Origin of the sequence: Helicobacter canis (genome assembly GCF_900451095.1) — a bacterium.
In the GTDB taxonomy this organism is placed as follows: domain Bacteria; phylum Campylobacterota; class Campylobacteria; order Campylobacterales; family Helicobacteraceae; genus Helicobacter_B; species Helicobacter_B zhangjianzhongii.
On the sequence record NZ_UGHV01000001.1, the window covers coordinates 214,954 to 229,300 of the forward strand.

The window sequence follows — 14,347 nt, forward strand, 5'->3', positions numbered from 1 at the left end:
AAAAAAAAAAACAGCTTAAAATCTTTAAAATCTAAAGTATAGTAGTGTCTGCAAACATTATGATACTTTCTGTAACATTGACAATCTATGCAGAGAGTAGCAAGAGTGCGTGGAATGCTTATATAATTATTATTTTTTAAGCATTATGGGCTTATAATCGCAAATTCTATTTACTACATTTGACTTATTGTTAAGGAGATTTTATGGCAGAGCAGACTCTCTCTATCATCAAGCCTGATGCCGTGCAAAAAGGCGTGATCGGCAAAATCATCGATCGCTTTGAGAGCAATGGCTTAAGAATTGCTGCGATGAAGAAGCTTCAACTATCTAAATGCGATGCGCAAGCATTCTACGCTATCCATAAAGACCGACCATTTTTCAACGATCTTGTAGAGTTTATGATCAGCGGTCCAGTGGTAGCGATGGTGCTAGAAGGGGATAATGCCGTGAGCAAAAACCGCGATCTAATGGGCGCGACAAACCCCAAAGAAGCCAAGCCCGGCACGATCCGTGCGGATTTTGCGCAAAGTATTGATGCTAATGCCGTGCATGGCAGCGATAGCCTAGAGAATGCGCGTAATGAAATCGCGTTTTTCTTCGCTGCTAGAGAGATTTGCTAGATCTAGCGGCGTGTGCTTGCTATGCGCATACAGGCTAAAAAGATCTCCGCCACACCAAAGCCATTTGAGCTATGTGCGCAAGGGCTTTGCTTCAAGGGCGAAATCTTTGCCAAAGAAAAGGGGCTGTTTTGTATCGATGCGAGCCTAAAGGGTCAAATAGAGCTGATATGCGATAGAAGTGGGGAAGAATTTTTACAAGAGATTGATGAAAAGTTGGTTTTGTATATCGCAGATGGATTCTGGGATATACAAAGCCAACGCTTTGATGCACTTGATGTGATTGAGTGTTTTGATGGCTTTGTCGATTTGGATTCTATCTTACAAAGCGAGATAGAATCCATCAAGCTTGACTATCATAATAAAGGAGACCACTATGGCAGTGCCAAAGAGACGAGTAAGTAAAACAAGAGCAGCAAAACGCAGGACTCACTACAAAATCGCCCTAGCAAAACCGATCAAAGACAAAGACGGCAGCTGGAAGCTCCCACACCATATCAATAAATTTAGTGGCTCATATAAATAACTCACTAAATCGCGTTTAGCCAACCGCTAAGGAGTAGAGATGTGGAAAATAGCTGTTGATGTGATGGGGGCTGACCACGGAGTCGCGCCCATTGTGCAAGGTGCTATTGCAGCGAGCAAAGCGCGTGAGTGCAAGGTGCTGCTTGTAGGCGATGAGCGCGAGATAGTCCCTGTGCTTTCCCAAAGTAGCGTGGCGTATGGGGCAAATGAGCGCGTAGAAGTGGTGCATTGTAGCGACTATATCCGTATGGAAGAGAGTGCCACCGATGCCCTAAAGCGCAAGGATTCATCGATTTATATCGCCACAGAGCTTGTGCGAGAGGGCAAAGCTAATGCACTTGTATCACCCGGGCATAGCGGCTCGACTATGAGTCTAGCGACTCTACGGCTTGGGCGCATTGATGGCGTGTCGCGCCCTGCTATTTGCACACTTATGCCCACTATCACAGATAAGCCTAGTATGATCCTAGATGCCGGGGCAAACACCGACTGCAAGCCTGAATACCTAGTGGAGTTTGCGATAATGGGCTATGAATACGCGCGAGGCGTGATGGGCTATGATGAAAACGCTATCCGCGTGGGGCTTTTAGCAAATGGCGAGGAAGAATCTAAAGGCAATGAACTCACAAAAGCCGCCTTTGCTATGCTGAAGCCCTATGCATTTTTCAAGGGCAATGTAGAGGGCAATGACATATTTAATGGCAGTGTTGATGTCATCGTATGCGATGGCTTTAGCGGGAATCTCGTGCTAAAGGCAAGTGAAGGTGTCTCAAGCTCTATAAGCACTATCCTAAAACAAGAGATTAAGTCATCTCCTTTGCGCCTGCTAGGTGGGCTGCTACTTAAAGGCGCATTTGCCAATCTTAAGAAAAAGGTCGATTACGCCGAGTATGGCGGTGCGCCACTGCTTGGGGTCAAAAAAGTCGCCATAATCAGCCACGGAAAATCTAACGCCCGCGCCATAGAAAATGCCGTATATCAAGCATTGCGAGCGTGTGAAGCCAAAGTGTGTGAGCGCATAGCCCAGGCATTTGCCAGCAAGGAGTAGAGATGTATTATGCTGCTATGCGCTCTATCGCATCATTTGTGCCAAGTCGCTGTGTCCCAAATGCAGAGTTTGAAAGCACGCTTGATACAAGCGATGAGTGGATCACCAAACGCACAGGGATCAGATCTCGCTACTTTGCAAGCGATGATGAAGGTAGCAGTGATCTAGGGATCAAAGCAGCCTCCCTAGCCATAGAGCGAGCCAATCTCACAGCCAAAGATATAGATCTAGTTATTTGCGCGACCCTTAGCCCAGATTTTATGGCTATGCCTAGCAATGCGTGCTTGATCAGTGCTGGGCTTGGCATAGTTGATGTCCCAGCCTTTGATATAACTGCTGCTTGCACGGGGTTTATCTACCTACTCTCCGTGGCAAAGAGCTTTGTAGAGTCAGGCACATATCGCAATGTGCTTATTGTGGGAGCAGAAAAAGTCAGCAATGTCCTAGACTTTAGCGATAGGGGGACTTGCGTGCTTTTTGGCGATGGGGCGGGGGCTGCTGTCATCTCACGCACACAAGACAAAGCAGAATCTATCCTTGATGTCCATATCGGCGCAAATGGCACATATAGCGACTTGCTAATGACACCGCAAAAATCTAGCGATGGCGCAGGCGGCAAGCTGCAAATGAAAGGCAGCGAAGTCTTCAAGCACGCAGTGCGCACACTTACTGCCGATGTGATCCATATCCTAGAGCGCAATCATCTCTCCCCTGAAGCTATCAATCTCTTTATCCCTCATCAAGCAAACTTGCGCATAATCTCCGCAGTAGGCGAGCAGCTAGGCTTGCGCGATGATCAAGTCATCATAACCGTGCAGAAATATGGCAATACCTCAGCAGCAAGTATCCCTATGGCAATCGATGAAGCCTACAAGGCTAAGAGACTTAAAAAAGGCGATCTTATGTTGCTTGATGCCTTTGGCGGGGGATTTACTTGGGGGTCGGCGTTGGTGTATTTTGGCGGCACACCACTATATGCATAATCTAGCACACAATCTCGCCCACATCACCCAGCAAATCCAAACCGCCGCCGCACAATACCAAAAGCAGCACAATCTCAGCAAACACACAATCAAACTCATCGCTGTAAGTAAATACCAAAATCTAGATTCTATGCGCGCACTCTACCTTGCTGGGCAATATGCCTTTGGCGAAAACAGGGTGCAAGATTTGCGCGATAAGCAGCGTGGATTTTGCAGCGCATTAAGCGATCTAGCCCCCACTGCGCCAGCTAATCCTCCCATTGAGTGGCATTTCATCGGCACACTCCAGCGCAATAAAATCAACTCCCTCCTAGCCCTAAGCCCCACTCTAATCCACTCTATCCACTCCCTAGAGCTAGCCCTAAGCCTTGATGAAAAATGCCGCGCAAAGGATAGAATCCAGCCTGTGCTTTTGCAAGTCAATGCCGCAAATGAGCCTAGCAAGCACGGCTTCTCCCTAGAATCCACTTGTGATGCTTTCGCCCATATCCGTGCGCATTGCCCGCATTTGCGCTTACAAGGGCTTATGTGTATAGGTGCGCACACGCACGATACACAAGCCATAGAAGAGAGCTTTGCTAGGACAAAAGCCCTGTATGATACGCTGCAAGCGCACTTTGCAGGTGTAGAGACTTTGTCTATGGGTATGAGCGGGGACTTTGCCTATGCGATTAAACAAGGGGCAAATATGGTGCGTATCGGCTCGGCATTGTTTGTTTGATGCTTGAAAGTGATCTAGCGACACTTTGCCGCTCTCTCCATAGTCATAGCAAGCACGATAAGCTAGATCTAGGACTTAGCTGCTAGTAATTGCTCTAATCCTGCTTCATCGATAATACGCACGCCAAGCTCCCTAGCCTTTTGCTCCTTGCTCCCAGAATCCACCCCACACAGCACGAAATCTGTCTTTTTACTCACACTAGAGCTTACGCGCGCGCCTAGGTCTTCTAGTCTTTGCTTCATCACATCGCGCGGGACACTCAGTGTGCCGGTGATGACAAAGCTTAGATTAGCTATGGGGCTAGAATCCACTTTTTCAAAAGTGGATTCTAGGGGTGTAGGCTCAATGAGTGCTAAAAGCCTGTTGATAAACTCGGCATTGATACGCACAAACTCCACAAAGCTTCGCGCCATCTCCTGCCCAAAGCCACTAATGGCGATAATCTCTTCATAGCTTTTTGCAAAGCAGTCAAGCCCAAAGCTTCTCTCTAGCTCCTTGCTCGCCCACTCGCCAATATGTGTAATGCCTAGCGCGTTGATAAACCGCCATAGCGCGATATGCTTAGTGGCAGAAATGGCATTTAGGAGATTGCTTGCCTTTTTGTCTTTAAAGCCCTCTAGAGATAGCAGGCTTTGCTTATCAAGGACATAAAGATCAAGGATAGAGGCAATGAGCCCAGCTTCATAGAGCTGATAGACTAGCTTCTCGCCTAGCCCATCGATGTTTAATGCCTTTTTGCTCGCAAAATACACGATAGACTCGACTATGCGAGCTTTGCACGAGAGGTTGCAGCAGCGCAAGGCTACTTCTTCTTGCACCAAGTGTGAGTGGCATTCTGGGCAGGTTGTAGGAGGGAGGATAGGGGTTTGAGAGCCATCGCGCCTAGCGACTAAGGGCTTAATGATTTTAGGGATCACATCGCCACTGCGGATAATGATGACAAAGTCATTAAGATAAATGCCCTTTTTCTCAATATCGCTGTAATTATACAAACTAGCGCGCGTGATCATAGCACCTTCAATCTCGATAGGCTCTAGCTCTGCTACGGGTGTGATCACGCCTGTGCGCCCTACTTGATTGGTGATAGAAAGGATTTGCGTGATCTTCTCAACCGCTGGGAATTTATACGCACAAGCAAAGCGAGGAGACTTGATCGTCCAGCCTAGCTCATCTTGCAGGGCAAAGCTATCTATCATCACCACCATACCATCTAGCATCATCGCAAAGCCATCGCGCTGTTGTTGTAGATACTCATAGTAGGCGTGGATTTCTTGGGCGTTGCTAGCTTGGCGGATATGGCGCATTATGGGGTAGAATCCACTTTTTTCCACAAAGCGCATTGTCTCATAAAAGCTAGCAGAGATCTTCATCGCGCTAAAGCCAATGCCCCACGGGATAAACAGCAGCTTCCTTTGGGCAGTGATCGCGCTATCTAGCTGGCGCAGTGAGCCTGCTGCGGCATTGCGCGGATTGGCAAAAAGTGGCAAGCCCTGCTCTGCTCTAGTGGCATTAAGCGCGGCAAAATCCGCTCGTTTTATCACGACTTCACCGCGGATTTCAATCGTGTCTTTATGAGGGATTGTAAGTGGGATAGAGTGGATTGTCTTGGCATTTTGCAGCACCTCTTCGCCAATGAGTCCATCGCCCCTTGTGGCAGCACTCACTAGCACGCCGTTTTCATAGCAGAGATTAAGCGATGCGCCATCAAACTTCGGCGAGCATACAAAGCTAGCGTGTGGATATTGTCTATGCAGTCGCTCCACCCACTCCTCTAGCTCCTGCACGCTAAAGACATCATCAAGACTCCACATTCTCTGCTTATGTGTGTGCTTCTCAAATCCCTCTAGCACACCGCCACCTACGCGCTGCGTGGGGGACTCTGGCAGAGTGTCTTGGGGGTGCTTGCTCTCATAGGCTTTGACTTGATGATAGAGTATGTCGTATTCCTCATCGCTAGCGATTGGATCATCAAGCACATAGTAAGCATACGCGTAAGTTTGTAGTGTCTTTAGCGCGCTTAGGTATTGCTCCTTGCTTCGTAGCATTTTTGTCCTTTTTATAAGTGTTTTTTAACATAAGCTATGTAAAATTATACATTTTTTAAGTTTAAGCCATTCCACCTATCCAGACACACTCTCTAGCACAAGGAGCATAGGCGTGATAAAAGATATTGATCAAACCACGAGTCTTCATCTCAATAATGAAGCGCAGTTTCTATGCTTCACGCTTGATGATCCAGAATCCGTAGAGCTACACGGCGAGCATATCGGTATGCAGCTATATGCGATCAATGTATTTAAAGTGCGCGAGATTATCTACTATGATGGAGATTTGACAGAGACTGCTGGGGAGAATGACGGGCTTGTGCTGGGCTTTTTGACCGTGCGTGGAGAGTCTATGCCCCTTGTGGATATGCGCCGCTGGCTGTATTTCAACTCACAAAACCCCCAAAAAGACCTGCGCCCATTCTCAATCAGCTCGCAAAAAAGCCTTGTAGTCATTTGTAATTTTTCTAACCAAAATGTAGGGCTTAAGATTCTAGGCGTGAAGCGCATCATCAACAAAAATTGGAATGACATTACCGTGGGGAGTGAATTTGGCTTTGATGGGGATAGCAAGGTAACTGCCACGACCAAATACGATGATGGCTCTGTGATCCAAATCCTTGATGTAGAAAAAATGGTAGCCGATGCCTTCCCTGATCAAGAGTTTGGGCGCAAGCTCAAAATCGATGTGCTAGGCACAATCAATAGTGATAAACTCGTGCTTATGGCAGAGGATTCTAAGTCGGCTTCTAAGGCATTAGAGTCAGTTTTAGAAAAGCTGAATGTCCGCTATATATCGTTTAGCAATGGGCGTGCATTGCTGGATTATCTCTACTCTGATGGCGTGCTAGAGCAAGTGGGGGCTGTGATCACAGATCTTGAAATGCCTGTCATCTCCGGCTTTGAAGTGCTTAAGCAAATCAAAGGGCGCGTAGAATCCAGAAATCTCCCTGTGATTGTTAATTCCTCTATGAGCAATGATTCTAATCTTGAAATGGCTTCAAGTCTCCACGCCGATGGATTTATCTCAAAATCAGATCCTTTGCAAGTGCAAGATTTATTGCGAAAATTTTTAGGCTAAAGGAGCAGTGGCGATGTTACGGACGCATTTATGCGCAGAAATTAGTGAGGAGCTTATCGGGCAGCGCGTGGAAGTATGTGGCTGGTGCAATACCTACCGCGATCACGGGGGCGTGATATTTATCGACTTGCGCGATCATAGTGGGATCGTGCAGCTTGTGTGCGATCCAGAATCTAGCGCATACAAGCAGGCAAATCTCGTGCGAGATGAGTTTGTGCTGCTTGCTACCGGGCTTGTGCGAGCGCGTGGGGCAGGACTTGAGAATCCAAAGCTAAAAACCGGCAAAGTAGAAATCGTGCTAGAGAATCTCACCATAGAAAACAAAGCCAAAACCCTGCCAATCCCCATAAACGATGAAAACACAAGCGAGGAGCTACGCCTAAAATACCGCTATCTAACCCTGCGCTCCAAAAAGGCTTATGACATCTTTAAAATGCGTAGTGATATTAGTATAGCAGCGAGAAATAGCCTGCAGAAAATGGGCTTTTTAGAAGTGGAGACGCCTATTTTGACCAAGCAGACACCTGAAGGGGCTAGAGACTATCTCGTGCCTAGTCGTGTGTATGATGGGAGCTTTTTTGCCCTGCCTCAAAGCCCGCAGCTTTTCAAGCAGCTCTTAATGGTAGGGGGGTTTGATCGGTATTTTCAAATTGCACGCTGCTTCCGCGATGAAGATTTACGCGCTGATAGACAGCCGGAATTTACGCAAATTGATGTAGAGATGAGCTTTTGCACACAAGAAGATGTGATGGGCGTTTGCGAGCAGCTTTTGTGCGATATTTTTGCCACAGTGGGCGTGCAGCTCACTACGCCATTTGCGCGCCTGCCCTATGCGCAAGCTATGGAGAAATATGGCAGCGATAAGCCAGATTTACGCTATGGGCTAGAGCTTGTTGAAGTGGGCGATGCGTTTGTGGATTCTAGTAATGAGATTTTTGCCGCAATCGCCAAAGACACGCATAAGCAGCGCATAAAGGCTCTGTGCATAAAAGATGGGGATAGTCTCTTTAGCCGCAAGAGTTTAAGCGAAGCTGAAGAATTTGTGCGTGGATTTGGCGCGAAAGGGCTAGCCTATATCCAGCTAAAAGATGAGCCAAAAGGACCGCTTGTCAAGTTTCTCTCGCCAAATGGGTTAAAGACAATCTTAGAGCGCACAGGAGCAAAACAAGGAGATATAATCTTTTTTGGCGCGGGAGAAAAGCGCGTGATATGGGATTATATGGGACGCTTACGACAGAAAATCGCCAAAGATTTGGGGCTAATTGATACAAACAAAATGGCGTTTTTATGGGTGGTGGATTTCCCTATGTTTGAGCGCAGCGATGATGGCTCTATCGCGGCATTGCACCATCCTTTCACAATGCCTAAAGATTTGGACAAAAGCGACATAGAGCAGATAGAATCTATCGCGTATGATGTGGTGCTAAATGGCATAGAGCTAGGCGGTGGAAGTATGAGAATCCACAAGGATTCTACCCAGCAGCAAGTCTTTAAGCTACTTGGGATAAACGAGCAAGAGGCAAAAGAGAAGTTTGGATTCTTGCTTGATGCCCTAAGCTATGGCGCACCGCCACACGGAGGCTTTGCCATAGGGCTTGATCGGCTGGCTATGCTTATCAGCGGGGCAGGAAGTATCCGCGATGTGATCGCTTTCCCCAAGACACAAAGGTCCGCTTGCCCACTCACAGAAGCACCAAGCAAAGTGGGTGAAGAGCTTTTGCGCGAGCTGCATATCCGCCTACGCAATCCATCATCATAAGGAGCAACTATGAAGCAGTTATTTCTCATCATTGGAGCCCCCGGCTCTGGCAAGACCACCGATGCGCAAGCCATAGCTAAGCGCAATGCCGACACGATCGTGCATTACTCCACGGGCGATTTGCTACGCGAAGAAGTCGCAAGCGGATCAGATCAAGGCAAGATCATCGGCGATATTATCGCTAAAGGCAATCTCGTGCCACTAGACATAGTCGTCCAAACTATCGTCAATGCCCTAGCAAACGCGCCCAAAGACATCGTGCTAATTGATGGCTACCCTAGAAGTGTCGAGCAAATGCAAGCCCTGCATAGCAAGCTTGCCGAGCAAAGCAATGTCAAGCTTGCTAAAGTCATAGAAGTAGCAGTAAGCGAGCAAGTCGCTAAAGATCGCGTGCTAGGGCGTGCGAGAGGGGCTGATGATAATGAAGAGGTCTTTAATAATCGTATGCGTGTATTTTTAGAGCCTTTGGCAGAGATCCGCGCATTTTATGGAGCAAAGGATCTGCTACACACGATCAATGGCGAGCGCACGATTGAAGAGATTGTAGAAGAAATGAATGCCTATGTCATATCTCACATTAAAGGATAGAAAATGAATGTAGAAAAAATCCCCCTAGGAGAAATCCCAGATAATATCAACGCCATTATCGAAATCCCCTATGGCTCAAGCGTGAAGTATGAAGTCGATAAGGATTCTGGCGCGGTGGTGGTCGATAGAGTGATGTATAGCGCGATGTTTTATCCTGCAAACTATGGCTTTATCCCTCACACACTCGCTGATGATGGCGATCCTGTGGATATTTTGGTGCTCAATGAATACCCCCTGCAAGCTGGAAGCGTGATCAAAGTGCGCTTGATTGGCGTGCTGATTATGGAAGATGAGAGCGGAATGGACGAGAAGCTGCTCGCCCTGCCTGTTAGCAAAATCGATCCGCGCTATGACAAGATCAGCTCCCTAGATGACTTGCCCCAAATCACGCGCGATAGGATCAAAAACTTCTTTGAAACCTACAAAATGCTAGAGCCAAACAAATGGGTCAAAGTCAAAGAGTATAAAGACAAAGCCGCAGCCGTTGCGATCTTGCAGCAGTCTATAAAAAACTTCGCCAAATAGCGCAGCAGGCTTGCTTGCTTTATGAATCTATACAGAAAGTCTCTCGCGCGTTTTAGCGCGCTTGTAGAATCTCTAGAGCAGATCCCAACCATTGGGCGCAAAAGTGCGCAGAAAATCGCCTATCTCCTAGCTATTGAAAACAAATACCTAGCCCTAAAGCTCGCTCATTGCATAGAAACTTCGATCCAGCACATCAGGACTTGCGTGGTGTGTGGCTCTGTAAGTGAGAATGAAATCTGTGAAATCTGCCTTGATGAAAGCAGAGATGATACAAAGCTTTGTGTCGTGCTTCACCCTAAAGATATTTTCACCATTGAAGAAATGGGCGATTTTAACGGCAAATATTGGGTGCTATCTCCTGAGCTAGAGCAAATCGACTTCGCCCAAGTGCGCACACGCATAGCTAGCAAGCATATACAAGAAGTTATTTTTGCCTTTTCACCAAGTCTGGCAAATGAGGCGGTAATGCTCTTTATCGAAGATAAGCTGCAAGATTTATCCCTGTCATTTAGCAAGATCGCCCAAGGCGTGCCTACTGGGATCGGGCTTGAGAATATCGACCAGCTCTCGCTCTCGCGTGCTTTGAGTGCGCGCGTGAAGCTCTAACACTACACAAAGGCTTAGCTATGGGATTTGAACTATTTGGTATGCGCGTGTTTGACTTAAGTGCGCCCTTTGGGTATTTTGAGGCATTTAGCACGATCGCTGTGGTGAGCGCGGGTGCTTTTGTCATTTTCTTGCTACTGCAAAAGTTGGGTAAGAGCTAGGCATAAGGAGCAGCAAATGAAATGGTGGATATGTCTTGGACTCTGTGTGTGTAGTATGTGGGCAAAGCCTAAGCCCCAATGGGTAGAATCCAAAATCTGCGAGCAGGAGCATTGCGCCATAGGGCAGGCAAGCAAGCAAGAGGGCGAGACAAGTGCGATCGCGCGTGCATTGAAAGAATTGCGCCTATCGCTGAATACAAGCGTGCAAGCAGAGTATGAGCAAAGCACCGATGAGAGCGGGCAGAGCGTGGCAAATGAGCGCGTTAGAATCTATGCAGGTGCGCATAATATCGGCTATAAAATCCTAGATCGCTATGAAGATAGCAAGTATCTTTATATCAAGCTTCAATATGACCCTAGCAAAAAGCTTGTCAAAGAAGCCCCCGCCCCAGAGTTTAGAGAGCTAGACAATCTTGAAAAGCTCTGCCAAGACTCTAAGCTTGATGGGTATTATTGCGTGCATTTGGGCAATGCCTATCACAAGGGCGAGCTTGAGCTAGCTAAAAACGACAAGCTAGCCCTTAAATACTACAAAAAAGCCTGCCTTATGGGGACTTTGGAGGGCTGTGTGCTAGCAGGAGAGATCGCCCTTAAAGAGTCCAAAAAGAGCGCGCAGTGGTATTTCTCCCACGCGTGTGAAAATGGCTATGGGCTTGCGTGTGCCAAAAGTGCCGGGCTAGAAGAGCTAGTGCGCAAGAGGCTTGATCTCTACGCGCTAGGCTGCAAGCTAAACGACTCCACTTCGTGCGCGTATCTAGGCGAGATCTACGCCCTAGGACTAGCCAATCTACAAGCCAATCACGCCAAAGCCAAAGACTTCTACAAGCAATCTGCTAGGCTTGATCCCTATGGCGATGGCGCGGTGCTTTTACTAGGAGAGTCCAACTTTGACCCAGCAAATATGCAAAGGCTCTGCGATCACAACAACGCCCGCGCGTGTGCCTTACTAGGGCAGCAAAAACAGGATTCTAGCCTTTTGCAAAAGGCGTTTTCACTAGGCTCGGCACAAGCAGCCTACTTCCTAGCCCTGCAAGCTAGGGACAAAGCTAGGGACAATTTTCTTACACATTCTTGTGAAGTCGGCGTGCGCAATGACTTCACCAAAGCGTGTGAAGCCCTTGGCGATACACTACTAGCAAGCGACAAAGCCCGCGCGCAAGACTACTACGCCACAAGCTGCAATCACCTCTTCTATGAGGCAAGTGCCTGCCAAAAGCTCTATGACCTATCCCCCGATAAATGCGAGAATGAGAGCATTTGCGTAAGCCTTGCTAGCGAGCAAGATCCCGCCCTAGCCCTATCTAGCGCAGTTGATAGCATTATCGATGATGATAGCCCGCTAGATCCTACACTCACGCCAAAGCCAAGTCAAAACAAAAGCCTAGAATCCACTTTTGAAAAAGTGGATTCTACTCCCAAATCCACCGCCAAAGCTCTGCCCCCAAGCAAGCCAAAGATCATCAAGCTCTTTGGTGAATTAGGGCTAGGAGGTGTGGGGGCTATGCGCTTCCCAGAGATTAAGGGTATGCACAAAATCCTTGATGATGAGGCGATGTCTTTTGCAGGATCTGCGCGGCTAGGCATAGAGCTTAGCACGGCAAAGCAGCCGCTATCTTTCTATGCTGCGCCATTTATCGAGCTAGCGTGGCAAGGGCTTTTTAGCGCAGAGGATTTTGCTAGAGAGAAAGAGCGCGATGATGATAAGAGCGATGAAGAGAGCGGTAGAGTCTCTGCCCTACTCTTTGGCTCTGGGATACAAGCAGGCGTGCAGTATAAAATCTATCGAGCCTATGGGATAGTCAATTATCTAGCCAATTTCTCCAAGCTCTCACACGATATAAGTGTCCCTCTGCGCGATATGCTAGGCGTGGGATTTGGGGTAGGCATTGAGCTATCATCTATGCGCCTAGGCGTGCAGTATCTCTACCAGTCCTACACCTATCACACCGGGTATATTTATAGCGATAGGCATTCAAGTATTTTGGTGCTAGATTCTACTAGCAAGGCGCGATCAGGTGCGCACGGCGTGTTTTTGACCATAGGCTTTGGCTTTTAGCCCCATATCACTTCTAAGGAGATCCAATGCAACCCACACCAGATAAGACCCAAGCCCAAAGAGATGCCCTGCACTCTACCATTTGGAAAGTCGCTAATGACCTGCGCGGCAGTGTCGATGGCTGGGATTTCAAAATGTATGTGCTAGGAATGCTTTTTTACCGCTTTATCAGTGAAAATCTAGCCGCCCATATCAATATCAAGCAAGGCATAAGCCCTGCCACTATGCAAACGGGGGGGGGGGGACAACCCCAACGCCTACGAAAATCTAAGCGATAAAGATATAGATGAAAATGAAAAGAGCCGCGAAGCTATCATTAGAGAAAAGGGCTTTTTCATCTACCCAAGCCAGCTCTTTTGCAATGTCCTAAAGTCCCACGCCCACGACACCACCAACCTAAACCAAACCCTAAGCAACACCTTTGAAAGCATAGAAGCCTCCACCATAGGCACAGCAAGTGAAGCCAAGTTTAAAGAGCTTTTTAGCGATATTGATGTCAATTCTAGTAAAAATCTAGGAGAAACTCTCCTAAAGCGCAATGAAAAGCTCTATAAGGTGATGCAAGCCATAGCCACGCTTGATTTGCATTATAGTGATAATGCTATCGATACCTTTGGCGATGCGTATGAATACCTTATGCGTATGTATGCGGGCAACGCAGGCAAAAGTGGGGGCGAGTTTTTCACCCCTCAGGAAGTGAGCCACCTACTAGCAAGGCTTGTAAGCTATGGTAAGCAAAGTGTCAATAAAGTCTATGACCCAGCTTGCGGGAGTGGCTCGCTGCTCTTGCAGTTTGCCAAAGTGCTAGGCAGCGCAAATGTCAAGCAAGGCTTTTTCGGGCAGGAGATAAACCCGACTATTTATAATCTCTGCCGTATCAATATGCTTTTGCACAATGTGGGCTTTGAGAATTTTGACATAGCCCTAGGCGACACACTCCTAGAGCCTAAGCACGCAAATGATGAGCCCTTTGATGCCATTGTGTCAAATCCCCCTTACTCTACCAAATGGATAGGCGATGATGACCCCAAGCTTATCAATGACCCTCGCTTCGCCCCTGCTGGCGTGCTAGCCCCTAAAGGCTATGCCGATCTAGCTTTCACTATGCATATGCTCTCTTGGCTCTCTCCTTCTGGCACTTGTGCCATAGTAGAGTTCCCGGGCGTGCTTTACCGCGACAAAAAAGAAAAGCAAATCCGCAAATACCTAATCGATCAAAACTTCATCGATACCATTATCCAGCTCCCGGATAATCTCTTTTTCGGCACAAATATCGTCACCTCTATCATCGTGCTAAAGAAAAATAAGCCCAATATGCACACCCTTTTCATCGATGCAAGCGAGCAATTTACCAAAGTTACAAAGAAAAATATCCTAGAATCCACCCATATAAATACCATAGTAGAAGCCTATGCCAAACGCGAAGATATAGAGCATTTCTCGCGTTTAGTAAGTGTGGAAGAAATACGGGCTAATGACTACAATCTAAGCACCTCCACCTACATCACGCCAAAAGACACAAGGGAAGTTATCAATATCACCGACCTAAACGCACAAATCGCCCAAATCGTAGAGAGACAAGCAGCCCTAAGGACGCAAATAGACTCTATCATCACAAGCCTAGAGGGCTAG

General features: G+C 47.4%; 14 protein-coding genes and 1 pseudogene. 14 read left to right on the forward strand and 1 reads right to left on the reverse strand.

Annotated elements, in window-relative coordinates; all coding sequences use genetic code 11:
* Nucleotides 1–203: 203 nt before the first annotated feature.
* From ndk to DX060_RS01100, 6 genes are read left to right on the forward strand one after another with little or no spacing between them, the layout of a single operon-like run.
* On the forward strand, nt 204–620 hold the full coding sequence (ndk, locus tag DX060_RS01075; RefSeq protein ID WP_115010753.1) for a nucleoside-diphosphate kinase: 417 nt from the start codon (nt 204–206) through the stop codon (nt 618–620).
* Between the two features lie 21 nt (nt 621–641).
* A complete protein-coding gene (locus DX060_RS01080; RefSeq protein ID WP_115012253.1) occupies nt 642–1,022 on the forward strand; it encodes a DUF177 domain-containing protein in 381 nt (126 codons plus the stop codon).
* A complete protein-coding gene (rpmF, locus tag DX060_RS01085) occupies nt 994–1,143 on the forward strand; it encodes a 50S ribosomal protein L32 (protein ID WP_115010754.1) in 150 nt (49 codons plus the stop codon). The genes DX060_RS01080 and rpmF overlap by 29 nt, the downstream gene beginning before the upstream one ends.
* Before the next feature lie 39 nt (nt 1,144–1,182).
* Nucleotides 1,183–2,190 (forward strand): phosphate acyltransferase PlsX, encoded by a 1,008-nt coding sequence (gene plsX / locus DX060_RS01090; protein ID WP_115010755.1) that lies wholly within the window; start codon nt 1,183–1,185, stop codon nt 2,188–2,190.
* Between the two features lie 2 nt (nt 2,191–2,192).
* Nucleotides 2,193–3,173 (forward strand): beta-ketoacyl-ACP synthase III, encoded by a 981-nt coding sequence (locus DX060_RS01095; RefSeq protein ID WP_115010756.1) that lies wholly within the window; start codon nt 2,193–2,195, stop codon nt 3,171–3,173.
* On the forward strand, nt 3,148–3,894 hold the full coding sequence (locus DX060_RS01100; protein WP_258552143.1) for a YggS family pyridoxal phosphate-dependent enzyme: 747 nt from the start codon (nt 3,148–3,150) through the stop codon (nt 3,892–3,894). The genes DX060_RS01095 and DX060_RS01100 overlap by 26 nt, the downstream gene beginning before the upstream one ends.
* A gap of 68 nt (nt 3,895–3,962) precedes the next feature.
* On the opposite strand, the gene ligA is transcribed toward DX060_RS01100, so the two are convergent.
* Nucleotides 3,963–5,939 carry an NAD-dependent DNA ligase LigA gene (gene ligA / locus DX060_RS01105; protein WP_115010757.1) on the reverse strand — a complete coding sequence of 659 codons (1,977 nt, stop codon included), beginning with the start codon at nt 5,937–5,939 and terminating at the stop codon, nt 3,963–3,965.
* A gap of 112 nt (nt 5,940–6,051) precedes the next feature.
* On the opposite strand from ligA, the gene DX060_RS01110 reads away from it, so the two are divergent.
* The 8 genes and pseudogenes from DX060_RS01110 to DX060_RS01140 all read left to right on the forward strand — a co-directional run bounded on the left by DX060_RS01110 (nt 6,052) and on the right by DX060_RS01140 (nt 14,347).
* Complete coding sequence (locus DX060_RS01110) at nt 6,052–7,020, forward strand: chemotaxis protein (protein WP_115010758.1); 969 nt, start codon at nt 6,052–6,054, stop codon at nt 7,018–7,020.
* Nucleotides 7,021–7,033: 13 nt separating this feature from the next.
* Nucleotides 7,034–8,779, forward strand: coding sequence for an aspartate--tRNA ligase (gene aspS, locus DX060_RS01115; RefSeq protein ID WP_115010759.1), 1,746 nt, complete (start codon nt 7,034–7,036; stop codon nt 8,777–8,779).
* A 9-nt stretch (nt 8,780–8,788) separates the two neighbouring features.
* The gene (locus DX060_RS01120; RefSeq protein ID WP_115010760.1) at nt 8,789–9,367 is read left to right on the forward strand and encodes an adenylate kinase; all 579 of its coding nucleotides are present in this window, start codon (nt 8,789–8,791) and stop codon (nt 9,365–9,367) included.
* Between the two features lie 3 nt (nt 9,368–9,370).
* Nucleotides 9,371–9,892 carry an inorganic diphosphatase gene (ppa, locus tag DX060_RS01125; RefSeq protein ID WP_115010761.1) on the forward strand — a complete coding sequence of 174 codons (522 nt, stop codon included), beginning with the start codon at nt 9,371–9,373 and terminating at the stop codon, nt 9,890–9,892.
* Between the two features lie 21 nt (nt 9,893–9,913).
* On the forward strand, nt 9,914–10,498 hold the full coding sequence (gene recR / locus DX060_RS01130) for a recombination mediator RecR (protein ID WP_115010762.1): 585 nt from the start codon (nt 9,914–9,916) through the stop codon (nt 10,496–10,498).
* A gap of 20 nt (nt 10,499–10,518) precedes the next feature.
* Nucleotides 10,519–10,659 carry a hypothetical protein gene (locus DX060_RS11075; protein WP_181814120.1) on the forward strand — a complete coding sequence of 47 codons (141 nt, stop codon included), beginning with the start codon at nt 10,519–10,521 and terminating at the stop codon, nt 10,657–10,659.
* A gap of 16 nt (nt 10,660–10,675) precedes the next feature.
* Nucleotides 10,676–12,715, forward strand: coding sequence for a tetratricopeptide repeat protein (locus tag DX060_RS01135; RefSeq protein WP_115010763.1), 2,040 nt, complete (start codon nt 10,676–10,678; stop codon nt 12,713–12,715).
* Between the two features lie 26 nt (nt 12,716–12,741).
* A pseudogene (locus DX060_RS01140) lies at nt 12,742–14,347 on the forward strand (type I restriction-modification system subunit M).